Consider the following 26,993-nt stretch of genomic DNA (forward strand, 5'->3'; position numbering starts at 1 on the left):
TCAGCTGGCCCTCGCGGCGGACAGGCGCAGGCTACCGGCGATGGCATGCCATGCGCGGTCGAGCAGGGATGACGGCGGCGGCACGTATTCACGCGCGCTGCCTTCGATCAAAGCGGTGGCCAGCTGTGGCAGGGTGAGGTCCTCGGCGCGGATGCCATTGGCATTTACCAGCAGGCAACGGCCGGACGACGCACTGAACCATGCAAGCTTGCGGCGGGCCAGCGTACCGTCAGCCTGCATGAATTCGTACCAGGAACCGGCCTCGCGATGGCGCAGCACTTCAAGCTCGGCGCGGATGCGCGGGGTGAGGCGGTTTTCATCATCGGGCGGCGGGGCAGGTTCGCTGGCGGCCAGCACGTCCTCGCCGAAGCGCGGACGCTGCCTCAGGCGCATGGCCATGTCGGTATTGGTGGGAGCGGTGTCGTCTTCCTGTTGCTGGCGAAGCAGGCGGCGAGCCACTTCGGCGGCCTCGTCGGCGTGCATGCCTACATGCTGCAGGCGCGTTTCCACTTCGGCCTGCAAGTGCGCCACGTTGGTGACGGGCGTGCGGCCCAGCAACTGGTCGGTGATGTCCAGGCTTGCCTGGAAAGCAGGGCTTTTCTCGTCGTTGCGCAAGAGGTTCAACGCCAGCACGTCGGACCATGTGCGCTCAAGCAGGATGCGCAGCACGCCGCGGGGCGAGCGCTCGTTCATGCGCGCGGCCATCAGCTCAGCGGCGCGCTTGCGCGCTGTCGCCAGGCGTTCGCGGCCTTCCATCGCCTCGGCCAGGCGGCGCTCGGCCACCTGCGCCTTGCGGCTGAGGGTGGCGACGTGGTTTTCGATATCGCTGACCCAACGTGGATCGATCGTGGAGGCCACGGCCACTTCACCCACCACGCGCTCGAGCTTCTCGGCGAGCGCTGGATCGGCATCGGCGTGATCGAGCCAGTCGTTGGCGGCCTCGGCCACCGTGTTGACCAGCTTGCGTGCTGGATGGTCGCGCTGTTCGAAGAAGCTTTTGTCGGTCACGGCCGTGCGCAGTACTGGCCACTGAAGGCCACCGAGCAGCGAACGGGCGGCACCCTGCTTGGTGAGCTCCTGCGCCAGGGTCTCGAACAGCATGGCGGTGAGTTCCACCGTGTCGCTGTGTTCGGGGCTCAGCGATACCGGTGGCGAGCCTGGCGGGCGGTTGATCGACAGTTGGGCCACCAGTTCGTCGCGCAGCCGCTGGGCGCTGCGGATTTCGCGCGAGGCGTGGTCGGCCACTTCAGAAAGGTGTCCCTGCAGCGCGGTCAGGGCGATCTGCAGTTCGTCGGCGCTGGCCAGGCGTGCTGCGCCGTGGGCCACGGCCGGCTCCCGGGTGCGCCGGGAAAGAAGGTCACGCAGGCTTTCCAGCACCGTGATGCTTTCGCTGCGCGCCGCTTCATTGGCAGGTGTAGGCACCACGGCCGGTTCACGCACGGGTGCTTCGGCGCGGGCATTGACGGCGGCCCGCGTGGACGCGGTGGTGCGGGCGTACGACACCACGCGCAACTGCGGCAGGATACCGTTGTCGCGCAGGTGGTCGTTGAGCGAGGCGTACAGTGATTCCACGCTGGCCATCAGGCGCGCGTCGAAACACTGGAACATCAGCAGGCGATGGGCCAGGGAAAGCGGCATGGGCGCTGCGGCTTCGCGCAACACCTGCGCCAGTGCACGCGGGCCGGCTGGCTGGCCGTCCCCATCGAGCGGCGCGCTGGCCGCAAGCACCGCCAACCGGAAGCCCAGCTCATGCAGCACGCCGGCATGCCGCGCCTCGGCGCGCGATGAGAGCACCGCAAGCGCGTCGTTCTCTTCCTGTTCGGTGGTATCGACCAGACTCAGTTCGAGTCGTTCCGGTTGCAGGCGTTTTTGTTCACCGGCGTCACCCAGGCGGATGAACCGCTCGCGCAGGCCGTTGGCGAAACGCTCGCGGAAGGCGGCCGTCCCTCGTTCGAGCGCGTGGCGGCTTTCGAAGCACGCCTGCTGCTCGACATGGTTGCGCGCGCGGTCGGCCATCTGGAATAGGCGCTGGTCGAATTCCGAGAGCGATGCCTGCAGGGGTGCCTCGAGCCAGGCCATGCAAGTGGCCAGGCTGTGGGCAACATGTTGTCGTGCACGCGGCGACAGCTCCGCGCGCCAGGCGGCGGCAGACGCCTCAGACGTATGCGTTCGTGAGGGTGAATCGAGCGACATGTTACGAGTGCCTCCCCTGCCTCGTGAGGGCTAGTGTAGGGAAGGCCCTGGCTGGACGCCACCGGCCGAAAGCACTGTGCCCGCACCCGCTGGGTCAGGTCATGAAGCTTTCGATCACGTCGTTGAGGAAGCGCTGGCCCAGGGGGGTGGTATGCAGGCGCCCGGGCTCATCGCGCAACCAGCCCCGCCGAATGCCATTGGCCAGGGGTGCGGCGATGGCCTGCAAGGGCAGCCCCGTGGTCTGGGCAAAGCCGGCAAGGTCCACGCCGTCCACCAGGCGCAGCGCATTGAGCATGTATTCGAAGGGAAGATCGGCCGCGGCCACGACGGTGTCGCCACCGATCCGCGCCGGCGTTCCGGCAGCCGTCAAATAAGCGGCAGGAAGACGGGTCTTCCAGCGGCGGCGGACATCCTGGCCGCTGACCTTGCCGTGGGCGCCTGCGCCGATCCCAAGGTAATCGCCGAAGCGCCAGTAATTGAGGTTGTGCCGGCACGGCTCGCCAGGCCGGGCGTAGGCGGAAATTTCGTACTGGACAAATCCCGCGGCAGCCAGATGCTCCTCGCAGGCCTCCTGCATCGCCCAGGCGTCGTCGTCGGCGGGCAGTGGGGGAGGATTCGCGGCAAAGGCGGTATTCGGTTCCAGGGTGAGCTGGTAGTGCGAGACATGACTCGGCGCCAGGGCGACGGCCCGGTCGATGTCGGCGATGGCACCGGCCAGGTCCTGGCCGGGCAGGGCGTACATCAGATCAAGGTTGATGCGTTCGACGCCGGCGTCCTGCGCCAGCTTCACTGCATCGGATGCTTCGTTGGCTGAGTGGATGCGACCCAGGCGCCGCAGCTTGTCGTCATCGAAGCTCTGGATGCCGAAGGAGAGCCGGTTGACCCCCGCGGCCAGGTAGCCATCGAAGCGACCGTGCTCGACGGTGCCGGGGTTGGTCTCCAGCGTGACCTCCGCATTTTCGGCAAAATCGATGCGCGCGCGGGCGCCGTCAAGGAAGCGCGCTACCTGGGGGGCTGAAAACAGGCTGGGCGTACCGCCGCCGAAAAATACCGTTTCAATGCGTCGCCCGGCGATCGTCTCGCCGAAGTCGAGAAGGTCTGCATCGAGGTCTGCCAGCAGCGCGTCGATATAAGCCTCGTAAGGCGGCTCGCCGCGCAGGCCATGCGAATTGAAATCGCAATATGGACACTTCTTCACGCACCAGGGCATATGTACGTAGAGCGACAGGGGCGGTGACAGCGTGGACATCAGCGGGCGGCCAGTCGATCCCGCAGTGCAGTCACGGCCTGGCCGCGGTGGCTAAGGCGGTTCTTCAGTGCCGGATCAAGTTCGGCGGCACTTTGTTCGAAGCCTTCGGGCAGGAACAACGGGTCGTAGCCGAAGCCGCCGTTGCCGCGCTCGGTGGTGAGAATGCGTCCGGACCAGCGGCCTTCGACGATGATCGGGGCAGGGTCGTCGGCATGGCGGAGCAGCACGATCACGGCGATGAAATACGCGCTGCGTTCGTTCGCAGGCTTGCCGTCGAGTTCGCGCAGGAGCTTTGCACGATTAGCCGCGGCGTCGCCGTGCACGCCGGCGTAGCGCGCCGCATACAACCCGGGAGCGCCATCGAGCGCGTCAACGCAGATGCCCGAATCGTCGGCCAGCGCCGGCAGGCCGGTGACCGTGCTGGCGTGGCGGGCCTTGATCAGCGCGTTCTCGACGAAGCTGAGGCCGGTCTCGTCGGCATCGTCCACGCCAAGGCTGGCTTGCGAGATGAACTCGATGCCCAGGCCCGCCAGCAGCTGGTTGAACTCCGCCAGCTTCCCCGCGTTGGACGACGCCAGCACCACGCGCGCGACGTCGGCCATGGTCAGCCCGCCGCCAGCGCAGCGCGCTGAGCGGCGACGAGTTCGGCGATGCCCTTGCCGGCAAGGCCGAGCAGGGCATCGAGTTCGTCGCGACGGAAGGCGTGGCCTTCGGCCGTGCCCTGCACTTCGATGAAACCGCCGCCGTCGTTCATCACCACGTTCATGTCGGTGTCGCAGGCGGAGTCCTCGGCGTAGTCGAGATCGAGAACGGGCACGCCGTTGACGATGCCCACCGAAACCGCTGCCACCGCACCGACGACCGGGTTGCGCTTGAGCGCGGTACGCTTCATCAATACCGTCACGGCATCGACCAGCGCCACATAAGCACCGGTGATAGCCGCCGTGCGGGTACCGCCATCGGCCTGGATCACATCGCAATCGAGGGTGATCACCCGCTCGCCCAGGGCCGCGCGGTCGACGCAGGCGCGCAGGGAGCGACCGATCAGGCGTTGGATTTCCATCGTGCGGCCGCCCTGGCCGCCGCGGGCGGCTTCGCGCTGCATGCGTTCATTGGTGGCGCGCGGCAACATGCCGTATTCGGCGGTGATCCAGCCTTCACCCTTGCCGCGAAGCCAGGCCGGGGTGCGTTCCTCGATGCTGGCGTTGCATAGCACCCGGGTGTCGCCAAAACTCACCAGCACCGAGCCTTCGGCGTGGCGGGTGTAGTGGCGTTCGATGCTGACGGTGCGCAGCTGGTCAGCGAGTCGGCCGCTGGGTCGGGAAAAGGCTGTCATGGGGACTTTGGCGTTGGCGGGCGGGAAAGTTTACCATTGCCGGCCCCCAAGGCTCGCCCGCAGGACGTCCCATGATTCGCAGTATGACCGCCTACGCGTCGGCCGAGACGTTAAGTCCCGCGGGCAACCTCGCCTGCGAACTGCGCACGGTGAACCACCGTTACCTGGAAATCTCCCCACGCATGCCCGATGAACTCCGGGCCCACGAGGGCATCCTGCGCGAGAGGGTCGCCGCGCGGCTATCGCGTGGAAAGGTCGATGCCACCGTGCGCCTGCGCAGCGAGGCGCGCCTGGCAGGCGACGGCTTGCAGCTGGACAACACCCTGCTGGCGCAACTGGAAGAACTTGCCGGTAGCCTGGGCAGCCGCTTTCCCGGCATGACCATCCAGTTCACCGAGCTGCTTCGCTTCCCCGGCGTGCTGCAGCAGGCCGATGTCGATCCCGAAGCCATGCAGGCCTCGCTGATGCAGGTGCTCGACGATGCGCTACAAGGCCTCACCGCCACCCGCGAACGCGAGGGCGAGAAGCTCGGGCAGATCATCGCCAGCCGGCTTGATGCCATCGACACCATCGTCGCCGACGTCCGCCAGTGGGTGCCGGAGATCCGTGCCGCCCTGCGCGCCCGCCTGGAGGGCCGTTTGGCCGATATGCGCCAACCGATGGAGCCGGGACGGCTCGAGCAGGAACTGGTACTGCAGGTGACCCGCATCGACGTCGACGAAGAACTCGACCGCCTGGCCACCCATGTGGCCGAGGCGCGCCGCGTGCTGAAGCTTGCCGAACCGGTGGGCCGCCGGCTGGATTTCCTCATGCAGGAATTCAACCGCGAAGCCAATACACTGGGCTCGAAGTCCGTCGATGCACGGACCACCAACGCCGCCGTGGAGTTGAAGGTGCTGATCGAGCAGATGCGCGAACAGGTGCAGAACATCGAATGAGCGACCCGCGCGCCCCGGCCACGGTACCCGGCACGCTCTTCGTGGTGGCCGCGCCTTCCGGCGCGGGCAAGTCCACGCTGGTCAATGCGCTGCTCGAGCGTGAACCCACGATATCCCTTTCCATTTCGCACACCACGCGGCCGCCGCGGCTGGGCGAGGAATACGGCCGGCACTACTACTTCGTCGAGCGTGGGGATTTCGCCCGCGAGATCGAACAGGGCATCTTCCTCGAGCACGCCGAGGTCCATGGGAATTTCTATGGCACCTCGCGCCGCACGGTAGAGGAGAAACTTGGGCAGGGTAGCGACGTACTGCTGGAAATCGACTGGCAGGGCGCACGCCAGGTGCGACAGGGCATGGGCGACTGCGTCAGCGTGTTTATCCTGCCGCCGTCCCGGATCGAGCTCGAACGCCGCCTGCGCGGCCGCGGCTCCGACGCCCCGGACGTGATCGAGCGCCGCCTGTTCAATTCGCGCGAAGAAATTGCCCACGCCCACGAATTCGACTACATCATCGTCAATGATCGTTTCGAAGATGCCCTGGGCGACCTGGCAGCCATCGTGCGGGCGGTGCGCCAGCGCAGCGGTATCGCGCGCAAGCGCCACGAAAGCCTGATCGCGGAATTATTGGCGGTCTGAGCGTTCCAAATCGCTTGTGGTTCCGGCGACCGGCCCCTATTTCCGGTAACTTGTCCCTCTTTCCAAGCCCCGGCGTGTCCTGATGACCGAAATCCCGTCCGCGCCACCTCAGTCCGAACCCATGGTCAAGGTGCGCGGCCTCACCACGGTTTTGAATGGCAAGAAGATCTTCGATTCACTGGACCTGGATATCCCGCGTGGCAAGGTCACCGCCATCATGGGCCCCAGCGGCACCGGCAAGACCACCCTGCTCAAGCACATCACCGGGCAGATGCGCGGCGATGCCGGCCAGGTGATCGTGGATGGCGAAGACGTTCGAAGCCTAAGCCGCGAGCGTCTTTTTGAGCTGCGCGAGCGCATCGGTTATCTGTTCCAGAATTCAGCCCTTCTCACGGACTTCGATGTCTTCGAGAACGTGGCCTTCCCGCTGCGCCAGCACACTACGTTGCCTGAAGTGCTGGTGCGCAACATTGTGCTGACCAAGCTGCAAGCGGTGGGTTTGCGTGGTGCAGCGGCGCTCACGCCGGCGGAGCTTTCCGGCGGTATGGCGCGGCGCGTGGCGCTGGCCCGGGCGATCGTCTTCGATCCGATGTTGATCCTCTACGACGAACCCTTCGTGGGCCTGGATCCCATTTCACTGAACCAGGTGTTGAAGCTGATCCGTACCCTCAATGAAACCTTAGGGATTACCAGCGTGCTGGTGGCGCACGAACTGGCCGCCGTGCAGCAGGTGGCCGACCACGTGTATCTGATCGCCAACGGCAAGGTAGTAGCCCAGGGAGCGCCGTCGACGCTCGCCAACGATGGCTCGCCATGGACGAAGCAGTTCTTCGGCGGTTCGGCCGACGGCCCGGTGCCCTTCCAGTATCCCGCCGGCGACTACGCCACGGCACTGGGCCTGCGGAGGAATGCATGAACGCGCGCATCGAACGCAACGGCGTGGTGTCCAATGCGCTGGCACAGATCGGCGCCTGCGCCCTGTTCGGACTTACCCTGCTCGGCGCCGTGCCGGGCTCGTTCCGGCACTTCCGCGAAACACTTCGCCAGGTGTGGTTCGTCGGCGCGATGAGCCTCACCATCATCATGACCTGCGGTCTGTTCGTAGGCATGGTGCTGGCGCTGCAGCTCTACGACGTGCTGTCGATTTTCGGCGGCACGTCGGCCACGGGTACGGTGGTGGCCATCGCCATCTACCGCGAGCTTGGCCCGGTGGTCACCGCGTTGCTGTTCGCTGGCCGTGCTGGCACTTCCATCACGGCGGAGATCGGCCTGATGCGTGCCACCGACCAGATCGATGCCATGGAAATGATGGCAGTCGATCCCCTGGCCTATGTCGCAGCGCCACGTTTCCTTGCCGGTATCGTTGCCGTGCCACTGCTCACCGTGATGTTCTGCACCATGGGCGTGCTTGGCGGGCACCTGGTGGGCGTGTCGTGGCTGGGCATCGACAACGGTACGTTCTGGTCGAACATGACGGCCACCGTTGATGTCTGGAAGGACATCGTGCATGGCGTCATCGTCAAGAGCTTCGTCTTCGGCATTGTTGTCACCCTGATCGCCGTGTTCCAGGGTTACACCACGCCACCCACCAGCGAAGGTGTGGCCTATGCCACCACCCGCACGGTGGTCGCCTCATCCATCGCCATCCTGGCGCTCGACTTCGTACTGACGGCCTTCCTGGTATGACCGCGCGCAACTTTTCCCTTTCTTTCTTCCTGAGGACCGCCCCGTGACCCAGAGACGTTCCTATGCCGTGGGCACTGGCCTGTTCATCGTGCTCGGCTTTGCTGCCCTGGTATACCTGGCCACGCAAACGACATCGGTAGCCAATACCGGGCAGGGTGCCAGCTATACCGTCGATGCCCAGTTCGCCAATGTCGGCCAGTTGAAGCCGCGTGCCCCGGTGAAGGTGGCCGGCGTGCGCATCGGCCAGGTCAAATCCATCGAACTCACCCCCGGTCACGAAGAAGCCACGGTGAAGCTCGCCATCGACGAGAAATACAAGGGCATTCCGGACGACTCGGTAGCCACCATTTTCACCAGCGGCCTGCTGGGTGACCAGTACGTGGGGTTGTCGTTCGGCAGCTCGAAGAAGTCCCTGGATGAAGGCGGCCACATCGCCCTCACCAAGCCCGCGCAGCAGCTCGAAGACATGCTCGGCCGCTTCTTCGGTGGCGGTTCGGCGCCTGACCGCATCGGCGGTACGTACCATGTGACGGGCCACTTCACGAACATTGGCTCGCTAACCCCCGGCGCCACGGTGAAGCTTGCCGGCGTGCCCATCGGCAGCGTCGGAAAGGTGATGCTCACCAACGACAAGCTCGACGCCGTGGTCACGCTCGATATCGACAAGCGCTACGACCAGATCCCGGACGATTCCGCCGCGGCCGTGTTCACCAGCGGTTTGATCGGTAGCCAGTATGTTGCGATCCAGCCCGGCGGCAGCCCGGATATGCTCAAGGACGGCGACCAGGTCGTCCTGACGCAATCGGCGCTGCAGCTGGAAGACCTTATCGGCAAGTTCCTGGTCAATGGTTCGCCCAGCGACAACAAGAACAACGCCGGCAATGGGCAGCAGTCGCCGTCCAACCCGCAGCAGTCGAACCCACCGGCCCCGGGCAAGAAATAAGCCCGCGGCCGGACCCACACCCCCCAAGGAGATTCCCATGTTGCGTTCCCTGGCTTTTGCCGTCGCCATCGGGCTTGCAGGCGTCGCCGCGCCCGCCGTGGCGCAGGACGCCCCCGCCGCTGCCGGCGCCCAGCAGCAGTCCCCGCAGGCCGTGGTGCAGACCATCGCCGACCAGCTTGGCCAGGCCATCGACGGCCACCAGGCGGAACTGCAGAAAGACCACGAAAAACTCATCGCCGTGATCGACGATGTGTTCCTGCCGCATTTCGACATCGATTACGCGTCGATCCTGGTATTGGGCCAGCACGCCCGCGAAGCCACACCCGAGCAGCGCGAGCGCTTCGCCAAGGCGTTCTACAACTCCATTACCCACCGCTACGCGGAAGGGTTGTTGAACTACACCCGTGGCAAGGTCAAGGTGCTGCCGTTCACCGGCGACCTGGACAACAAGCGCAGCGTGGTGCGCACCCAGGTGGTGCTGGACGATGGCAAGACATTGAGCGTCGACTACGCCTTCCGCAAGTCGAAGACAGGCGACTGGAAAGCCTATGACGTGATCATCGAAGGCATTTCCTACGTCACCAATTACCGCAACCAGGTGGACGCGGAGATCCGCAAGGACGGCGTCGACAAGCTCATCACAAGCCTGGAAACGCAGGGCGACAAGGCCCTGGACACCATGAAGCAGGATGCCGGTGGCAAGTAAGGTCGCTCCCTCGGCAAACGTCGCAGTCACCCGCGACACGCCCGACACCATCTCGGTGTCGGGCGAGCTGACCTTCGCCACGGCACAAAAAGCCCTGGCGGATGTCCGCGCTGCCATTGGCCAGGCGAACGCCACCACCCTGGACCTGGGCGGCGTCAGCCGTGCCGACAGCGCCGGCCTCGCCTGCGTACTGGCCATCCTGGCCGAAACTCCCGACCTTGCCGTCGCCCGAATGCCGGACGGCATGCGCGCCCTGGCACGCGTAAGCGACGTGGAGCCGATGCTGGCGGGTAGTCGCTAGTTCTTTCGGGCGTGGCCGGCAGTGGGGGCGGGGCGCCGGCGGGTGGCGGCGCTCCGGGCTGCAGCGACCCTCGGGAAGGGGAGGCCGCTACGCGGCTGTATTTGATGGCTGCGCCCCCATCGGGATGGGCTTCGCACGGAGCGCCGCCACCCGCCGGCGCCCCGCCCCCACTGCCCGTCACGCCCGAGCGGTGAGGTCCACAGGGGAAAGCATTGAGGCCCAGTGCGTATTGGAATTGGAGGGCTTGCTCGCTGCGATCGGCCAGAGTCGTTCTGCATGTGGCACCTTTCCAGCACCAGCGCCCACCGATGTTCTTGCCGCACGTCGCTCGGGCGTGTCCATCGGAGCCGGGGGCGATCAGCCTCGTCGGCGACTTGTGGAACCGAGCGCAGTGGGCGGAAAAGGCCCGAAGGGGGCCGGCATAAGCCGGCCGTTTTCGCGAAGGCCGCAGGCCGCCTCGAAAACCCCCGCCCGCGGCGCGGGCGCGCCGGGGCGCAGCCATAAGAAAAAGCCGCACAGCGGCCTCTTCTCCCAAGCGCCGGTGTAACCGGAGCGATGAGGCTGATCGCCCCCGGCTCCTGCGACCACGCCCGAGCGCCGCGCAACCCTAAGCAAAACCTTACTGGTTGTCAGGCTTCTTCTGCTGGTTTTCCCACTTGTGCTGTTCGTCCAGGAGTTCGTCCGGGTCGAAACCCTTTTCGTTCAGGCCCTGCATCTGCTGGATGATCTCTGCTGGCGGGTTGCCGTCGTAAAGGGTGTACAGGCGCTGCTGGCGGTAGGCATCGCGGATGAACACGTAGGGGTCGTAGGCCGACTGCAGGAAGCTCTCCGCATCGATGCCACGCGAGCGCAGGGTTACCAGGTACATCACCTGAGGCAGGTAGTACTGGCCGTCCTTGAAGTCGTGGTTGCGCGAGTAGATGCTCAGCGGATCAAAGAAATAGCTGTCCACCGGCAGGCGCCAGACGTCGCGGGCAGTCGTGGGGCCGACCAGCGGGATCACCAGGTACGGGCCTTCCGGCACGCCCCAGCGGGCCAGGGTGATGCCGAAATCGGTTTCGTCCAGCGGGAGGCCCAGCTGGCTGGCCGGGTCGAAGAAGCCGCCCACGCCCAGGGTGAGATTGACCAGGAAGCGGCCGGTACCTTCCGCGGCAGCCTTCGGCTTGGCCTGCAGCAGGTCGTTGGCGACCGTGATGGGCATGCGGATATTGGTGAAGAAGTCACTGAACGCGCGGCGCACCGGCGGGTTGGTGACCTTCCGGTAGCCTACGGCCACCGGACGGATGAATGTCTTGTCCAGGGCGTCGTTCACCGCGTAGCTTTTGCGGTTGAAGCTCTCGTAGGGGTCGTCGGTGCGGGGCGGCGCGATCTTGCAGCCGGCAAGCAGTGCCAAAGCTAAAACCGGCAAGGCACGGCGAAGGAATCGGGCGTTCAAGGAGGGGGCCTTGGGTGAGGGCAACGGGGAAATCCTTGTTTAGTGTACCGCGTAGTTTGCTAATCTGCCAACACCCGCCCCCACGGGACCGGGCATCATACCCCCGGCCATCATTGCCAGCCAAGCGTCTCGGCCAGTACACTGCTTCGTCAGAAGTGTCTTTAATGTCAAGGACTTTGAGAAAATGGCCCGTATCACCGTCGAAGACTGCCTCGAGGTAGTCGACAACCGCTTTGAGCTCGTGCTCATGGCGACCAAGCGCGCACGTCAGCTGGAAAAGGGTGCCGAGCCCACCATCGACGCCCATAACGACAAGCCGACCGTGCTCGCCCTGCGTGAAATCGCCGGCAATCGCGTCAACATGACGATGATCGACGAAATCGACCGCGTCGAGAAAGAACGCGCTGAGCGCGAAGCCCTGGAGTGGGCCGCCACGGAAGTGGACGATGACCTCTCCAAGGGTGGGGATGACTGATGGACCCGGGCTGTAGCCAGCCCACCCCTGAAACACGCGTGGCAGGCGCGAGAGTCGATCCTGCACGCCAACTGCACGGAGACGGTCGTCCGACGAGGCGACCGTAGCGAACATGGAAGTCGCTCCGCTTACACCTCTGGGCGCCGTCGCCGACGTGCCGCCTTACGTCCTTGCCCTCGAAGACAAGGTATCCACCTACCTGCCGGCCGAGCAGGTGGCAAGGATTCGCCGTGCCTTCATCGTCGGCGCCGAGGCGCACGAAGGGCAGACGCGTAAATCCGGCGAGCCGTATATCACCCACCCGGTGGCCGTGGCTACCATCCTGGCGGACCTGGGCCTGGATGCCGAAACCATCATCGCGGCCATCCTGCACGACACGCTCGAAGACACCCGGCTGGCGCGCGCGGAGCTTGAAGCCGAATTCGGCGCTACCGTGGCTGAACTCGTCGATGGCGTCACCAAGCTCGACAAGATGCGCTTCACCAGCCGCGCCGAAGCCGATGCGGAAAGCTTTCGCAAGATGCTGCTGGCGATGGCACGCGACCTGCGCGTGATCCTGATCAAGCTGTCCGACCGCCTGCACAACATGCGCACGCTCGGCGCGAAGGACGCCGAATCCCGCCGGCGCATCGCCCGCGAAACGCTGGAGATCTACGCGCCCATCGCCCAGCGCCTGGGCATGAACAAGTTCAAGGCTGAACTGCAGGACCTGGGTTTCCGTGCAATGTATCCAGATCGCCACCGGGTGATCTCCGAGCGCATCCGCGCCGCGCTGGGTAACCGGCGTGAGGCCATGGCGCGCATCGAAACGGCCCTCGAAGGACGCCTGGCCGCTGACCACATACCCGGCCGCGCCATCAGTCGCATCAAGTCGCCGTGGAGCATCTATTCGAAGATGCGCAACGAGCACAAATCGTTCGCGCAGTTGATGGACGTTTACGGTTTCCGGGTGGTAACGGACTCCGCGATGCACTGCTACCAGGCGTTGGGTGCCGTGCACGGCCTGTACAAGCCGGTCGACAGCCGATTCAAGGATTTCATTGCCATTCCGAAGGCGAACGGTTACCAGTCGCTGCACACGGTGTTGCTCGGGCCCTTCGGCGCACCCATCGAGATCCAGATTCGTACCGCGGAAATGGATTCCGTCGCCGAACGCGGCGTGGCCGCCCACTGGGCGTACAAGACGGGGTCGTCCTCGTCCAACAGTGCGCAGGCGCGTGCTCGTGAGTGGCTCTCTGCGCTGGCCGACAGCCAGGCCAATACGCCATCGGCCGCGGAGTTCCTCGAGAACGTCAAGATCGACCTCTTCCCCGACGAGGTTTATCTGTTCACTCCGCGCGGGGAGATATTCTCCCTGCCGCGGCACGCCACCGCGCTCGACTTCGCCTATGCCGTGCATACGGATGTCGGCGATCACGCCGTGGCGGCGCGCGTGGATAAAAAACTGGTGCCGCTGCGCACGCGGCTGGTGTCCGGCCAACAGGTGGAGATCATCACCGCACCGTCGGCGGTGCCCAACCCTGCCTGGCTGGAATCGGTGGTCACCGGCAAGGCGCGAACGGCTATCCGCCAGTACCTCAAGCACTTGCAGCACGAGGATGCCGTCGACTTCGGCCACCGCATGCTCGACCGCGCGCTCGACGCGCGCGGCACCAGCCTGGACGCCGTTCCAGCCGCGACACTGCAGCGTTACCTGGACGACGCCAAGCTCAAGCGGCTGGAAGAACTTCTGGCCGACATCGCCCTGGGTAATCGCATGCCCGACCAGGTGGCGACCCAACTGGTCGCCGCACTGGGCGGGCGCGGGGCAGCGGTGGTTGCCGATGCCGGTCCCGCCGAGAAGATACGCATCACCGGCGCCGAGCGCGGCGTACTCACCTTTGGCAACTGCTGCCATCCGCTACCGGGTGATGACATCGTCGGCTACCTCTCGTCGGGCAAGGGCATCGTGGTGCACCGGGTGGAATGCCCGAACATGGTGGAGTTCCGGAAATCTCCCGAGCGTTGCGTCGCCATCGAATGGGATCGCGATGTCAGTGGCGATTACCGTGCACAGTTGCGCATCGAGGTATTGAACCGCCCAGGTGTGCTGGCCACGGTGGCAGCCGCTATCGCCGCGGCCGAATCGAACATCGAGAACGTCGAGTACATCGAGCGCGACACCAGCGCCGCCACCTTGCTGTTCGCCATTGAGGTACGCAGCCGCACCCATCTTGCCGAGGTCATGCGCCGGGTGCGTCGCACCGGCGTGGTCAGCGGCGTGTATCGGCATCCGCTGTAGGGGCACCGACTCGCTTGCCGGGCGTGGCCATGCGATCCTTGGTGTTCCCCCAAGGCAGGTTTTTCCCATGGCCAAAGAAATTATCGCCACCACCGACGCGCCGGGCGCCATCGGTCCTTATTCGCAGGCCGTGAAGGCCGGTAACACGGTGTACTTCTCCGGACAGATTCCACTTGACCCTGCCACCGGCGATCTGGTCACCGGTGACATCACCGCGCAGACGCGTCGCGTCTTCGACAACCTCGCCGCGGTGGCGAAGGCTGCCGGCGGCTCGCTGGCCGATATCGTGCGTGTGGGCATCTACGTCACGGACCTCGGCAACTTCGCGGCAGTGAACGCCGTGATGGCCCAGTACATGGCGCAGCCGTACCCGGCCCGGTCAACCATCGAGGTCTCGGGCCTGCCCAAAGGCGCCCAGGTCGAGGTGGATGCGGTGATGGTGTTGTCCTGACCCTTGCGTGTGACGGCGACCCCTGCCACGGATTCCGCGCAGCTGCCGGTGACGGCACTGCCGGGTGTCGGGCCGGCGCTCGCCGACACCCTGGGGCGCATCGGCCTCAATACCGTGCAGGACCTCTGGTTCCACCTGCCGCTGCGTTACGAAGATCGCACCACCATCGCCGCCATCGGCGACCTGCGCCACGGTGAGCAGGCACAGTTCGAAGGCACGGTGACCAACGTCGAGCGCGGCTTCCGCTTCAGGCCCCAACTGAAGGTGATGGTGGCCGACGACAACGGTGATGCCATCGTGCTGCGCTTCTTCCACTTTCATCGCAGCCAGGTAGAACAGCTTAAAGTGGGTACGCGCCTGCTTTGCTTTGGCGAGGTGCGTCAGGTGGGTTTTGGCCTGGAGGTGATCCATCCTCAATACACGCGGGTGGAGGCCGATGTCGAACTGGCGGTAGAAGAACGGCTGACGCCGGTCTATCCCACCGGCGAAGGGCTTGGCCCCAAACGCCTGGCCAGCGTGATCGGCAAGGCGCTGGCATTGTTGCCCGACGACGACAGCATTGAACTGTTGCCGCGCGTCTTGCTCGAGCCCTTGCACATGGCTCCCTTGCGCGATGCACTGATGTACGTGCACCGTCCGCCGCCGGATACGGATTTGCTCCGGCTCGAACAGGGTCGCCACCCGATGCAGCGCCGCCTGGCCTTCGAGGAATTGCTCACCCAGCACCTCACCCTGCGCCGTATGCGTGCGCAGGTGAAGGCACGCCGTGCGCCGAAGCTGGGGCGCGGTCACGTGCTGGCCGATCGTTTGCTCGCTTCATTGCCCTTCAGCCTGACCGGCGCCCAGCAGCGCGTGGCTGGCGAGATCGCCGACGACCTCAAGCGCGGCCATCCCATGCTGCGCCTGGTGCAGGGTGATGTGGGCAGCGGCAAGACGATCGTGGCGGCGCTTGCTGCGCTCGCCGCGGTGGAGAGTGGTTATCAGGTGGCGCTGATGGCGCCCACCGAGCTTCTGGCCGAGCAACACCTGCGCAACTTCCGCGCCTGGCTGGAGCCCCTGGGCCTGGAAGTGCAATGGCTTGCCGGCAAGGTGCAGGGCAGGGCGCGCAAGGCGGCGCTCGAGCGCACTGCCGGCGGTGCGCACGTGGTGGTGGGCACGCATGCGCTGATGCAGGAGGGCGTGGTGTTCGACAAGCTTGGCCTGGTGATCGTGGACGAACAACACCGCTTCGGCGTTCACCAGCGCCTGGCCCTGCGCGACAAGGGCGCCGAAGGCGACATGGTGCCTCACCAACTGGTGCTCACCGCTACGCCGATCCCGCGTACCCTGGCCATGAGCGCCTATGCAGACCTCGACGTTTCTTCCATCGATGAATTGCCGCCGGGCCGCACGCCGGTGGTGACGGTAGCGGTGTCCAGTGCACGCCGCGAAGAAGTGGTGGAACGCATCCGGGTGGCCTGCGCGGAAGGGCGGCAGGTGTATTGGGTGTGCACCCTGATCGAAGAATCCGAACAGCTCGATGCGCAAGCCGCCGAAGTGGCGCACGCGGAACTGAGTGCGGCCCTGGTGGGCGTGCCGGTCGCGCTGATCCACGGACGCATGAAGCCGAAGGACAAGCTGGCCACGATGGACGCTTTCAAGGCCGGCGGCATCGCCGTGCTGGTGGCCACCACGGTGATCGAGGTAGGCGTGGATGTGCCCAATGCCAGCCTGATGGTGATCGAGAACGCCGAGCGCCTGGGTCTGGCCCAGTTGCACCAGCTGCGCGGCCGCGTCGGCCGTGGCAGCGTGGTGTCCAATTGCGTGCTGTTGTACCGCACGCCGTTGTCGCTGTTGGCCAAGGAACGGCTGCAGGTGATGCGTCAGACCAACGACGGCTTTCGCATTGCCGAAAAAGACCTGGAACTGCGCGGTCCCGGCGAGGTGCTCGGGACGCGGCAGACCGGCCAATTGCAGTTTCGCATCGCCGACCTTGCGCGCGATGCCGACATGCTGCCCGCCGTGCACGAGGTGGGTGAGCAACTACTCGAAGGCTATCCTGCGCTGGCTGCGCGCCTGGTCGCCCGTTGGGTCGGCGAAGCCGCGCGCTATGTCCATGCGTGAATTCGGCCGGCCGGGAATGGCCGTTCAATGCCGACCCGGCGCGCGGTATCCTGCGAGGTCATTTCGCCGCCACCGGAAGTCCCGATGACCCAGCCGCAGCTCCTGATCGACACCGACCCCGGTGTCGATGATGCCCTGGCGATCCTCATGGCCCATGCACACGCCGATGTGGCCGCGCTCACCGTCGCCGCGGGTAATGTCGGCCTGGAGCACACGGTGCGCAACGCCTGCCGGCTGGTGGACGTGCTCAGGTCGGACACACCGGTGTTCCCCGGATGCGCTACGCCATTGGTGCGCATGCCCGACGAAGACGCCGCCTTCGTCCATGGCAAGGATGGTTTCGGCGATGTCGGATACCCGGAGCCCGCTACGCGGGCAAAAGACGAACATGCGGCGCTGGCCCTGTTGCGGCTGACCCGCGAACGCCCCGGTCAACTCACGCTGGTGGCCCTTGGCCCGCTCACCAACCTCGCCCTGGCCGTGCGGCTGGATCCGACTCTGCCTGAAAGGGTCAAGCGCCTTGTGATCATGGGGGGCGCCGTTACCGGCCAGGGCAATACCGGTCGTGTGCCGGCAGAGTTCAACATCGGTTTCGACCCCGAGGCTGCCCACGTGGTGTTCGAAGCCTTCGGCATGTTCGACCTGGTCGATTGGGAAGCCACTGTGCGGCACGCCTTCGACGACCACCTGCTCGAGGCCTGGCTCGCTGCCGGTGATGCCCGGGCAGAGCTATTTGGCAAGATCTTCCAGGTGGCCAGGGCATACAACTCGCGCCACGAGCGCCGCGGCTTCATCGCCGCCGACGCGCTGGCCATGGCCGTGGCGCTGGACCCGGCCATCATTACCCGGGCGGAAACCCGTCATGTCGCCATCGAACTGGATGGGCGCCTTACCCGGGGCGCGACCGTGGTCGATTGGCACCGCCGGCTTGGCCATGCCCCGAATGCGCGGATCGTGCTGGACGTGGACCAGGACCGATTCGGGGCCATGATCGCCCGGGCGCTGGGGGCCTGAAAGTTGCGGCACCAGGGGCAGGGCGGTACAATGCCGCTCTTTTCGCCCCGCATTCGAGTCAATATCATGAAACAAGACGCCCATCCCAAGTACCACCCGGTGGTTTTCCAGGATCTTTCCTCGGAATTCTCCTTCCTTACCCGTTCCACGATGTCCTCCAAGGAAACCGTGAAGTGGGAAGACGGTAACGAATACCCGCTGATCAAGGTCGATATCTCCAGCCATTCGCACCCGTTCTACACGGGCAAGCAGAAGACGCTCGACGTCGGCGGTCGTGTGGATAAGTTCCGTCAGCGCCTGGCTGCGGCCGGCAAGAAAAGCTAAGACACCACGCGCCGCCTGCGGGGCGGCGGACATGGTGTACCAACGCGGGGCGGGCCATGGGCCTGCCCCGTGTTTTTTTGCGCCTGGCTGCGACCATGCGCCAACGCATGTTCCCTGGGTCGATATGCGATAATGCCTCGATGCATTGCCCCCGGGCATGCGCGGCCGCCCCTCCCCAGGCGGCTTCCCACATACCAACACCGGTAGCGGGGCCTTGCCTTCGTTCCCGGCGAACCAAGGAGCACGCCGTGTCCGACGCCAAGATCGTGAACCTCGTCGACGAGTCCAACAAGCGCTCAAGCCAGCTGCCGCTGGTGGGCGGTACGCTCGGGCCCGAGTGCATCGACATCGCCACGCTGTACAAGGACACCGGCCACTTCACCTACGACCCGGGTTACGGCAGCACCGCCAGCACCAAGAGCGCCATTACCTACATTGATGGCGACGCCGGCATCCTGCTCTACCGCGGTTACCCGATCGAGCAGCTGGCTGAGAAGTCCACCTTCCTGGAAACGTCCTATCTACTGCTCAACGGCGAATTGCCGAACAAGGAGCAGTTCTCCAGCTTCGAGCACGACATCACGCATCACACGATGATGCACGAGTCCCTGAAGGACTTCTTCAAGGGCTTCCACCACGACGCGCACCCGATGGCCATCCTGGCCGCTTCCGTCGCTTCGCTGTCGGCCTTCTATCACGACGACCTCAACGTTGACGATCCGGCCGATCGCAAGCTCGCCGCCGTGCGTCTGATCGCCAAGATGCCGACCATCGCAGCGGCGTGCTTCCGGTATTCGGTGGGTTGGCCACTGCGTTATCCGCGCAACAACCTCGAGTACGTCGAGCGCTTCCTGCACATGATGTTCGAAGTTCCCAGCGAGCCGCTGGAGCTGAACCCGGTGGCCGCCAAGGCGCTGGATCTGCTGTTCATCCTGCACGCCGACCACGAGCAGAATGCCTCCACCTCCACGGTGCGCCTGGTGGGCTCCACCGGTGCCAATCCCTACGCGTCGATCGCCGCCGGCATCACCGCGCTGTGGGGTCCGGCCCATGGCGGTGCCAACGAGGCGGTGCTCAAGCAGCTCAACGAGATTGGCTCGCCCGATAACGTCGAGACGGCCGTCAAGCGTGCCAAGGACAAGAACGACAGCTTCCGCCTGATGGGCTTCGGTCACCGCGTATACAAGAATTTCGACCCGCGCGCCAAGATCATCCGCGAGATGTGCCACAAGGTGCTCAATGAGCTCGGTGTCAACGATCCGCTGCTCGATGTTGCCCTGAAGCTCGAAGAAGCCGCGCTCAAGGACGACTACTTCGTTGAGCGCAAGCTGTACCCGAACGTCGATTTCTATTCCGGCCTGATCTACAAGGCGCTGGGCATTCCCACCGAGATGTTCACCGTGATGTTCGCCATCGCGCGCACGTCCGGCTGGATCGCCCACTGGATCGAGCAGCACGAAACCCCCGGGTCGCGCATCGGCCGTCCGCGTCAGATCTACATCGGCGCCGATACACGCGATTACCCGGCGGGCAAGCGCTAAGTTTCGCCGCCAGGCACTGTAAAAAAGAAACCCGCCTCAAGGCGGGTTTCTTTTTGCGTCAGTGATTATCTTTTTTCTTGTCGTTGTGGGGCGGCGGATGGCCGCCATTGCTTCGCGGGGCCTCGTGGCGCTGCTGCTGTGGTCGCGGTGCTGCGTGCTGTTCCACGCGCGGTTGCTGGACGTTGGCGCGGGGTGCCTGGTGTTGTTCGAAGGACGTCCGTGACGGAGCGGCGATATTCGGTCGTGCCGCTTGGTGCCTTGCCGGTTCCGCGCGTGGCTGGAGGCCCTGGCTGCCGGGCTGCGCATGTGGCGTCGGATCCACGTGCCGGGGCTGGGGCTGCGGCCGGTCGGTGAAACGCTGCTGTGGCGACGCATGGGGCGTCGGCGCGATGCCGTTGCCCGGCGTATGTGGTTGTTGGCCGGCCACGTTGGCCGGCTGGCCGAAGCTGCGATCGCGATGCGAATCCTGCATCGTGTTGTGAATGGGATTCGCCGGGCCGATCGGTGGCGGTGCATGTCCCTGGGCGACGTTCGGCCGGCCCGGACGTCCCGCAGCCGGCGCCGTGCCCGGTCGTCCACGGTCGGCCGGCTGGGCGTGCTGTTGGATCATCTGCGACGTGAAATTTGGCCGCTGCATGTGGGCGAAGTCGGGATGGCCGTTGGGAGCACCCGGGCGATGGCCTGTAGCGGGTACGACATGCGGATTATTCGCGCCGGCATTCGGCAAGCCCGGCCGTGCGCCCGCTTGCGGCGCAAACCGGTTGGCCTGGCCGTTATGATCCTGGCGGCCGCGATTGTCGATGGTGTTGTTGCTATTGCGGTTGATGGTGACGTTGTTGACGTGATTGTTGATCACCGTACGGCGGGTGACATAGGTATGGTTGTTGTAGACCACCGCCGGACGCGGTCCACGGTAACCACCGCCCGGGCCGGGGCCGCCGTGACGGGCGCCCCAGTTCACGTTCCAGGCGTGCCAGCCGTAATCGCGGCGATCATGGTGATGATCAAAGGCACTGGCGATCAGCACGCCGGCCGTGAAGGCGATGGCGCCGGTGGCAATGATCTCGCCAGTAGTGAAGCGCGGCGCCGGACGCCAGGCATAACCGGGGTAAACGTAGTCGGTTTCGCCGTACACCACGGCAGGATCGTAGCTGGGCACGTACACCACGTCTTCTTCCGCCGGCTCGATCACGATGGTCTGCGGTGGCGGCCCGATGATGGTGGTGCTGCTTTCCTCATAGACCGTGCCATCGTCGGCGTACTGCGGCGGCTGGTAGCTGGAACTGTCTACCACTTCCACCTTCTGTTGCGGCGTGGACTTCAGGTTTCCCTTCGCCTGGGCGCGCTGGCGCATCACCTGGATCGCGTTGAGCACGTCGTTGGGATCGTTTGCATAGGCCTGGCCCAGCGACGTGGTCCAGTCGATGTTGCGCGCCAGCTGGTCGAGCACGGCGGGGAAAGCGGTCAATGACTTGACGCTCGGGTCCCAGGGCTGCTGGCTGGCTTCATCCTGCAGGGCATCGGGTTTCTCGCCGTTGTGTTCGGCCATCCAGGAATTGGCGGAACTTACCTGGTCGGGGTACGTGGATGCGGCCAGCGTCTGCGCTACGAGTTTGTCGGGGAACAATGCGATGGGTGACACCAGCTGGTAGAGCTCATCGGCAGTGGGTTGTCCACCCTGGTCCTGATTCTGCGGGGCATTGTCCTGGGCCGGTGGCGGCTGCACCACGGGCGTCGACGCCGCGGTGCCGGCCTGCGGATCCGTGGCGGCCATGGCGCTGTCGCCATCGGAATGACACGCCGTAACGGCGGCGATGGCCACGTAAAGCGTGGTCCAGCGAAGGAAACCCAGCCGACTTGCCTTGCCCATCGAAGTCACTCCCTTTATTCCCCTGGGGGAAAACACCATCACGGTTTGGATGCGTGCCCAAGCTTGATAGCAAGAAAGTGACTGCACGCTTGCTCGGACCGCGGCCGCCAAGCCGGCGTTTGGTCAGCCTTCAGCCTTCCAGCGTGCCGCACGGAAGGTAATGTTGAAGCGATAATTCCCGGTAAGGGGATGTAATGCTTCCTTCAAGGGTCCGACGCCGTGGTACGCCAGGCGCGAAGGACCGCCCCAGACCACCACGTCGCCGTGCAACAGCGGCACCCGTTGCTTCGGCCCCGCGCGTTCGTTGCCGCCGAACTGGAAAGTGGCCGGCACGCCAAGGGAAACCGACACGATGGGCTGGCTACTGTCGCGTTCGTCGCGGTCCTGGTGCAGGGTCAAGCGGCTGCCCGGTGTGTAGCGGTTGACCAGGCAAGCGTCCGGGTCGAAGTCGGCATAGCCGGCATGGGCCGCGGCATCGGCAGCCAACCGGGCGAAACGTTCGGGCATCGCCGGCCATGGCTTGCCGGTGATGGGGTCGATCCGGTCATAGCGGTAGCCACGACGATCACTGCACCAGCCTAGCCGTCCGCAATTGGTCATCGCCACCGACATGGTGAACCCGCCAGGCGTGACAAGGTGGCGGAATGGCGCGCTCTCGGCCACCGCATGGATGTCCTGCACGAGTGCCTGGCCAATCTCCAAGGCGAAACCGCGCAGCACCCATGCGCCATCGGCCAGGGGTTCGTCCCGCCGCTCCACGAAACCTGCGAACAAGTCGGAATTCACCCGCGGCCTTCGCGTTCGAGCAGCGCACGCTTTCGCTCCACGCCCCAGCGATAGCCCGACAGGGCACCATCGTTGCGTACCACGCGATGGCAGGGAACGGCCACGGCGAGATGATTCGCCGCACAGGCGCCTGCCACCGCCCGCACCGACGCGGGCGCGCCGATCCTGTGGGCGATGTCCGTATAGCTGGCCGTCTCGCCGGCGGGAATATCACGCAGGGCTTGCCAAACGCGGCGCTGGAAGGCCGTGCCACGGATGTCGAGTGGCAGGTCCAGGCCCTTGCTGGGAGCCTCGACAAAGCCAACTACCTGCGCCACGACACGGTCGAAGTCGCGGTCGTCGCCGACGAGTTCGGCGTTGGGGAAACGGTCCTGCAACTGGCGGACCAGCACGTCGGGATCATCGCCAAGGGTAATGGCGCAGATGCCCTGGTCGCTGCGTGCCACCAGGATGGCGCCCAACGAACATTGCCCCACGGCAAAACGGATATGGGTTTCTTCGCCACCGCGGCGGAAGCGGCTGGCGGTCATGCCCAGCTCGTCGGTGGCCGTTTCGTAGAAGCGGCTGCTCGAGCCATAACCAGCCTCGTAGATGGCGTCGGTGACACGCGCGGCATGGCCAAGCTCCTGGCGCATGCGCTGGCCTCGATGGGCCGCGCCGTACTGTCGCGGCGTCACACCGGCCACGGCCTTGAACATGCGCTGGAAGTGGAACGGGCTAAGTCCAGCCTGCCTTGCCAGTACTTCAAGCGTGGGCATGCTTTCGGCAGCCTCGATAGTTCGGCAGGCCGCCGCCACTAGCGTGGCCTGGCGCTCGGCCTGCGATGGGCCGTCGGGCTTGCAGCGCTTGCATGGACGGAATCCGGCATGCTCGGCCTCTTCCCGAGTGGCGTGGAAGGCGACGTTTTCGCGCAGCGGAGCACGTGAACCGCACGAAGGCCTGCAATACACACCGGTCGTTCGCACCGAATACCAGAATGTGCCGTCCGCTGAGGCATCGCGCGACTGCACGGCGGTCCAGCGCGGGTCGTTGGGCGTGGTAGCGGGTTGCGTCTTCATGGCGACCTCATCGGTTGAATATGATGGCGCCATCTTCCCCGGGCAAGGCACCCGGGCCACTCCGGGCCTTGCGGTCGAATTCCCTGCCGAGGGTCAGGCCGAACGGATGGCGGCCACCGGCGTGATGGTCGAGGCCCGCCGCGCGGCGCCATAGACCGCCATCTGCCCCACCACGAGTAGGGTGGCCATTCCTAGGCCCAGATAGCCCAGCGGCAGCCGAGGCAGTTCGTAGCGCTGCATCAGCCATAGGTTCAGGCCCAGGGCCATTAAGGTACCGGCGGCGCAACCCGCGGCCACGATGATGCCGTTCTCCAGGTGGAAGTGCCGACGGATCTGCCCACGCGTGGCACCGATGGCGCGCCGGATGCCAATTTGCCGGATACGCTGCTGCACCCAGAAACTCGCCAGTCCTGCCACGCCCAGGCCGGTCACGAAGAGAAGCCCTAGAGCAGAAGCGATCAGCAACCCGACCATGGTGCGGTCGCGGCGAAAATATTCCCCACGCATGCCTTCGTAGGTATCCGCGTTGCGCACGATGCGCTCGGGATCGGAGGCATTGAGTGCGTCCACGGCGTCCTTAAGCACGCGTCCGCGCAGTTCCGGCGCGGTGTTGAGCACGAACATCGTCCAGTTTCCCCCCGGCTGGATCGGCAGCAGCATGCTGAGGTTCTCGTCCGCTTCGGCGCCCGGCTCAGGTACGAGCAAGCGGTCGATCACACCGACGACCTCCACGGGATGCCCATCGCGGTACAGCTTCCTGCCGACGATGGATTGCACCGGCGTGGTGTCACCCCACAAGCGATGCGCCAGTGCCCGGGTGACAACGACGGCATGCAGTTTCAGGAAGTCGCTCTCGCCGGCTGATGCCGAAGCCGGTACGAAGTCGGTGGCGTTGAAGGTGCGTCCGGCCACCAGATCAAGGCCAAGTGTCCGCAAGGTGCCAGCGGATCCGGCATACACGCTGGCCACCACTTCCGCGCCCGCATCCGGGCCTGGCGGCGTCGACCGGATACCCATGCCGAATGACGAATGCGAAAGGGGAAGGCTTTCCATCGCAGTGGCGGCGACCACGCCGGGTATCGTGCGCAACCGCGCAAGGTCGTCTTGGTGGCGGGCGACGAGATGGTCCACGTGCGTGGCAACGTCGGGAATGACGACCAGCCGATCTTCAGCCAGGCCGGTCACCGGGGACATGATTGCCAGGCGGTCGACCAGCATGGCCGTGGCGTTGCAGACCACCGCGCAGGTCAGTGCTACCTGCAGGGCCAGCAGCGTCGTGGTGGCGCGGTGGCGGCTGAGGCTGGCAAGGATGGGCGCGATCATGTCCGTGTTCCTACAGGCTCTTCAACTGCAATGCAGGGGCCACGCGGCAGGCGCGCCACGCGGGCAGCAGTCCGGCCAGCACGGTGGCGCCCATGGCAAGGGTCACGGTGTAAAACAGCGTGGTCAGGTCCATGTGTGCCAGGCGGGCGTAATCATCGGGACGTTGCCGCACCGTCCACAGTCCCGCGCCCGCCACGAGAACGCCGAGCAGCGCACCGCCGATGCCCACTAGCCACGCCTCCATGGCGAACTGCGCGAAGATGGCGCGGCGCGTCGCACCCAGCGCGCGGCGTACGCTGATCTCCGCACTGCGGCGCAGGAACTTGGCCATCAGCAGCGCCACAATGTTCACCAGGCACACCACCAGGAAGCCGATCGAAAGCCACAGCTGCAATTGCACGTCGCCGGGAGCCAGCTTGGCGCGTGCGAGCCATTGGCGCAGATCGAAGAGCTCGGGAGGTACATGGCGCGTGAAGCGACCGCGCGCCCGTTCGTGTTGCCAGTAGTTGTCCAGGAACTGACGATAGCGCGCGACGGCGCCGGCATCGGCTAGTTCCACCCATAGCTGTAGCCAGGAACAGTCAGGACTGGTCAGTGTGTCGGCGGCATCGGGAACCTTGGCCCAGCACGCGGTGTGCCCGGCATTGAGGTGGTTTGCCATGGCCGTGGAAAGCGGAAGGAAGATCACCTCCGGCTCGCCAAAGCCGTGCCCAGCGCCGAGATCCTTGTAGAACATGGGCTGCGGATTCCACGCATCGTTGATGCCGATGACGGTGTAGTTCGCCTCGCCTATGCGCAGCGCACGGCCTACACCCTGAGACGTACCGAACAGGCGCTGGCTCAATGTGGCGTCGATCACCGCCACCTGCGCCCGTGCGCTTTCCTCCGCCTCGTCGAAGCCCCGGCCCTGGACCAGGGGCACGCCAAACAGCTGGAAGAATCCCGGCGTGGTGTAGCGCGCGGATTCATAGGAAGCGTGCGCGGCGGGTTCTGACGGGCTATTGCGCACCATCACCAGTCCATCGCTCATCATCGCCTGCAGGCTGGCGCCGCCGCCGCGCATCAGTGCCTGCGCGTCGGGCCAGCTCAAGTCGTCAGTGGGAAGGTTGTCCGAGGCGTCTTTCGGTCGCGGATCCAGGTGCGGGATGTACAAATGAGCGCTGCGGGCGGGCAGGGGGTCGCCCGAGATCACGTGGACCACGGTGATCATCGTCATGCTGGCGCCGATGCCAATGCCCACCGCCACGACCATCAGCGTGGTGAGGCCCGCATTCCGTGCCAGGCTGCGGGCGGCCAGCCCGAGGTAATGCGCGAACATGCCGTGCTCCCTTTCTTCAACGTGGGATCTGCACGGTGCGTGCCAGTGCGTGGCCAAGTCCGGCTGCGATGTTCAGTCACGGAGATGATGTCCGCGGACACTAATCCGCTCGGACACGGACAACGCGAGTGCCTAGCGAGCCAGTTCCGCATCGGCGCGGTACGCCTGCGCCTGTTCGAACAGCCAGGCGCGGAATGTGGTGAAACCGGCATGATCGACGGCGCGAGGGGATCTCGCCAGGAAATACGATTCCGCAGTCACCATGTGTCGGCCGCCGATCTGGCGCAACGTGCCCGAGGCGATCAGCGGGCGCGCCATCACCATGCGTCCGAGGGCCACGCCCACGCCTTCCATGGCTGCGCGCTGCAGGGCTTCGGAGGTGTCGAAGCGGGCGACGTAGCGAACCGGTGGCGAGCCGCCGTGCGTGGCGAACCAGCGCGTCCAGCGATCCGATGGATCGCCCAGTAGGGGCCAGCTGGCCATGTCGTCCGGGTCCAGGCCACTGAAGCGGTCGATCAGCCCTGGCGTCGCCACCGGTACCATCCACTCGCCGAACAGGCGTTCAACGTGGACACCGGGCCACTGCCCCATGCCGTAGCGGATACCGGCGTCCACGACATCGCGTTCGAAATCGACCATGTCGTTGCTCGACTGCAGGTTCAGTTCGAGCTCTGGATGGCGCGCGACGAGGTCGGGCAACCGGGGCAGCAGCCAACCTGTCACCACACCAGGTACCGCGGAGATGGTGACTACTTCCGCCCGCCGCTTACGGTAGCCGGCGATGGCGCGCTCGATGCCATCGAAGTGGCCGCCCACCGATTCGAGCAGGGCCCGGCCTTCCTCGGTAAGGACGACCCCGCGTGGTCCACGTGAGAACAGCGGGCGATCAAGCCGTTCCTCCAGCTGGCGAATCTGGTGGCTCAAGGCGCTTACCGTCAGGTTCGACTGTTCGGCGGCACGGGTGAGATTGCCCAGCCGGGCCGCCGTGACGAAGCGGTGCAGTTGCATCAGCGGGATCGACATC

General features: G+C 65.4%; 25 protein-coding genes. 14 read left to right on the forward strand and 11 right to left on the reverse strand.

Annotated elements, in window-relative coordinates; translation table 11 throughout:
• The 4 genes from VGM61_RS06910 to rph all read right to left on the reverse strand — a co-directional run bounded on the left by VGM61_RS06910 (position 1) and on the right by rph (position 4,778).
• On the reverse strand, positions 1–2,193 hold the full coding sequence (locus tag VGM61_RS06910) for a DUF1631 family protein (RefSeq protein WP_331522018.1): 2,193 nt from the start codon (positions 2,191–2,193) through the stop codon (positions 1–3).
• Positions 2,194–2,287: 94 nt separating this feature from the next.
• Positions 2,288–3,442: a radical SAM family heme chaperone HemW gene (gene hemW, locus VGM61_RS06915; RefSeq protein WP_331522019.1), complete on the reverse strand. Its 1,155-nt coding sequence runs from the start codon at positions 3,440–3,442 to the stop codon at positions 2,288–2,290.
• On the reverse strand, positions 3,442–4,044 hold the full coding sequence (gene rdgB, locus VGM61_RS06920) for an RdgB/HAM1 family non-canonical purine NTP pyrophosphatase (RefSeq protein ID WP_331522020.1): 603 nt from the start codon (positions 4,042–4,044) through the stop codon (positions 3,442–3,444). Before rdgB ends, hemW begins: the two co-directional genes overlap by 1 nt.
• A gap of 2 nt (positions 4,045–4,046) precedes the next feature.
• On the reverse strand, positions 4,047–4,778 hold the full coding sequence (gene rph / locus VGM61_RS06925) for a ribonuclease PH (protein WP_331522021.1): 732 nt from the start codon (positions 4,776–4,778) through the stop codon (positions 4,047–4,049).
• 71 nt (positions 4,779–4,849) lie between these two features.
• Here rph and VGM61_RS06930 point away from each other — a divergent pair, with 71 nt between their 5' ends.
• The 7 genes from VGM61_RS06930 (at position 4,850) to VGM61_RS06960 (ending at position 9,990) form a co-directional block, all read left to right on the forward strand.
• Positions 4,850–5,716, forward strand: coding sequence for a YicC/YloC family endoribonuclease (locus tag VGM61_RS06930; protein ID WP_331522022.1), 867 nt, complete (start codon positions 4,850–4,852; stop codon positions 5,714–5,716).
• On the forward strand, positions 5,713–6,354 hold the full coding sequence (gmk, locus tag VGM61_RS06935; protein ID WP_331522023.1) for a guanylate kinase: 642 nt from the start codon (positions 5,713–5,715) through the stop codon (positions 6,352–6,354). Before VGM61_RS06930 ends, gmk begins: the two co-directional genes overlap by 4 nt.
• A gap of 82 nt (positions 6,355–6,436) precedes the next feature.
• On the forward strand, positions 6,437–7,270 hold the full coding sequence (locus VGM61_RS06940; RefSeq protein ID WP_331522024.1) for an ABC transporter ATP-binding protein: 834 nt from the start codon (positions 6,437–6,439) through the stop codon (positions 7,268–7,270).
• The gene (gene mlaE, locus VGM61_RS06945; protein ID WP_331522025.1) at positions 7,267–8,040 is read left to right on the forward strand and encodes a lipid asymmetry maintenance ABC transporter permease subunit MlaE; all 774 of its coding nucleotides are present in this window, start codon (positions 7,267–7,269) and stop codon (positions 8,038–8,040) included. Before VGM61_RS06940 ends, mlaE begins: the two co-directional genes overlap by 4 nt.
• A gap of 43 nt (positions 8,041–8,083) precedes the next feature.
• Positions 8,084–8,983, forward strand: coding sequence for an outer membrane lipid asymmetry maintenance protein MlaD (mlaD, locus tag VGM61_RS06950; protein WP_331522026.1), 900 nt, complete (start codon positions 8,084–8,086; stop codon positions 8,981–8,983).
• A gap of 37 nt (positions 8,984–9,020) precedes the next feature.
• A complete protein-coding gene (locus VGM61_RS06955) occupies positions 9,021–9,689 on the forward strand; it encodes an ABC transporter substrate-binding protein (RefSeq protein ID WP_331522027.1) in 669 nt (222 codons plus the stop codon).
• A complete protein-coding gene (locus tag VGM61_RS06960) occupies positions 9,679–9,990 on the forward strand; it encodes an STAS domain-containing protein (protein ID WP_331522028.1) in 312 nt (103 codons plus the stop codon). Before VGM61_RS06955 ends, VGM61_RS06960 begins: the two co-directional genes overlap by 11 nt.
• A gap of 619 nt (positions 9,991–10,609) precedes the next feature.
• Here VGM61_RS06960 and VGM61_RS06965 read toward each other — a convergent pair.
• Complete coding sequence (locus VGM61_RS06965; RefSeq protein WP_331522029.1) at positions 10,610–11,425, reverse strand: VacJ family lipoprotein; 816 nt, start codon at positions 11,423–11,425, stop codon at positions 10,610–10,612.
• 184 nt (positions 11,426–11,609) lie between these two features.
• Between VGM61_RS06965 and rpoZ the strand changes: the two genes are divergently transcribed.
• The 7 genes from rpoZ to VGM61_RS07000 all read left to right on the forward strand — a co-directional run bounded on the left by rpoZ (position 11,610) and on the right by VGM61_RS07000 (position 19,614).
• Entirely contained in the window at positions 11,610–11,900 is a 291-nt protein-coding gene (gene rpoZ / locus VGM61_RS06970) for a DNA-directed RNA polymerase subunit omega (RefSeq protein WP_331522030.1), read from the forward strand.
• 112 nt (positions 11,901–12,012) lie between these two features.
• Positions 12,013–14,181 (forward strand): bifunctional (p)ppGpp synthetase/guanosine-3',5'-bis(diphosphate) 3'-pyrophosphohydrolase, encoded by a 2,169-nt coding sequence (locus VGM61_RS06975; RefSeq protein ID WP_331522032.1) that lies wholly within the window; start codon positions 12,013–12,015, stop codon positions 14,179–14,181.
• A gap of 67 nt (positions 14,182–14,248) precedes the next feature.
• The gene (locus VGM61_RS06980; RefSeq protein ID WP_331522033.1) at positions 14,249–14,632 is read left to right on the forward strand and encodes a RidA family protein; all 384 of its coding nucleotides are present in this window, start codon (positions 14,249–14,251) and stop codon (positions 14,630–14,632) included.
• Between the two features lie 3 nt (positions 14,633–14,635).
• Positions 14,636–16,735 (forward strand): ATP-dependent DNA helicase RecG, encoded by a 2,100-nt coding sequence (gene recG / locus VGM61_RS06985; RefSeq protein WP_414694813.1) that lies wholly within the window; start codon positions 14,636–14,638, stop codon positions 16,733–16,735.
• Between the two features lie 84 nt (positions 16,736–16,819).
• Entirely contained in the window at positions 16,820–17,749 is a 930-nt protein-coding gene (locus tag VGM61_RS06990) for a nucleoside hydrolase (RefSeq protein WP_331522035.1), read from the forward strand.
• A gap of 66 nt (positions 17,750–17,815) precedes the next feature.
• Positions 17,816–18,073 carry a type B 50S ribosomal protein L31 gene (locus tag VGM61_RS06995; protein WP_331522036.1) on the forward strand — a complete coding sequence of 86 codons (258 nt, stop codon included), beginning with the start codon at positions 17,816–17,818 and terminating at the stop codon, positions 18,071–18,073.
• Between the two features lie 248 nt (positions 18,074–18,321).
• Positions 18,322–19,614: a citrate synthase gene (locus VGM61_RS07000; RefSeq protein WP_331522037.1), complete on the forward strand. Its 1,293-nt coding sequence runs from the start codon at positions 18,322–18,324 to the stop codon at positions 19,612–19,614.
• 58 nt (positions 19,615–19,672) lie between these two features.
• Here VGM61_RS07000 and VGM61_RS07005 read toward each other — a convergent pair whose 3' ends face one another.
• From VGM61_RS07005 to VGM61_RS07030, 6 genes are all read right to left on the reverse strand, one after another.
• Positions 19,673–21,484: a DUF3300 domain-containing protein gene (locus VGM61_RS07005; protein ID WP_331522038.1), complete on the reverse strand. Its 1,812-nt coding sequence runs from the start codon at positions 21,482–21,484 to the stop codon at positions 19,673–19,675.
• Positions 21,485–21,607: 123 nt separating this feature from the next.
• Positions 21,608–22,270: a DNA oxidative demethylase AlkB gene (alkB, locus tag VGM61_RS07010; protein WP_331522039.1), complete on the reverse strand. Its 663-nt coding sequence runs from the start codon at positions 22,268–22,270 to the stop codon at positions 21,608–21,610.
• Positions 22,267–23,328 (reverse strand): bifunctional DNA-binding transcriptional regulator/O6-methylguanine-DNA methyltransferase Ada, encoded by a 1,062-nt coding sequence (gene ada, locus VGM61_RS07015; RefSeq protein WP_331522040.1) that lies wholly within the window; start codon positions 23,326–23,328, stop codon positions 22,267–22,269. The genes alkB and ada overlap by 4 nt, the downstream gene beginning before the upstream one ends.
• Before the next feature lie 93 nt (positions 23,329–23,421).
• Positions 23,422–24,651, reverse strand: a complete 1,230-nt coding sequence (locus tag VGM61_RS07020) for an ABC transporter permease (protein WP_331522041.1) — start codon at positions 24,649–24,651, stop codon at positions 23,422–23,424.
• A 10-nt stretch (positions 24,652–24,661) separates the two neighbouring features.
• Complete coding sequence (locus VGM61_RS07025; RefSeq protein ID WP_331522042.1) at positions 24,662–25,969, reverse strand: ABC transporter permease; 1,308 nt, start codon at positions 25,967–25,969, stop codon at positions 24,662–24,664.
• 132 nt (positions 25,970–26,101) lie between these two features.
• Positions 26,102–26,992, reverse strand: coding sequence for a LysR substrate-binding domain-containing protein (locus VGM61_RS07030; protein ID WP_331522043.1), 891 nt, complete (start codon positions 26,990–26,992; stop codon positions 26,102–26,104).
• Position 26,993 lies beyond the last annotated feature (1 nt).

Source organism: Pinirhizobacter sp., assembly GCF_036499745.1.
In the GTDB taxonomy this organism is placed as follows: Bacteria; Pseudomonadota; Gammaproteobacteria; order Xanthomonadales; family Rhodanobacteraceae; genus Pinirhizobacter.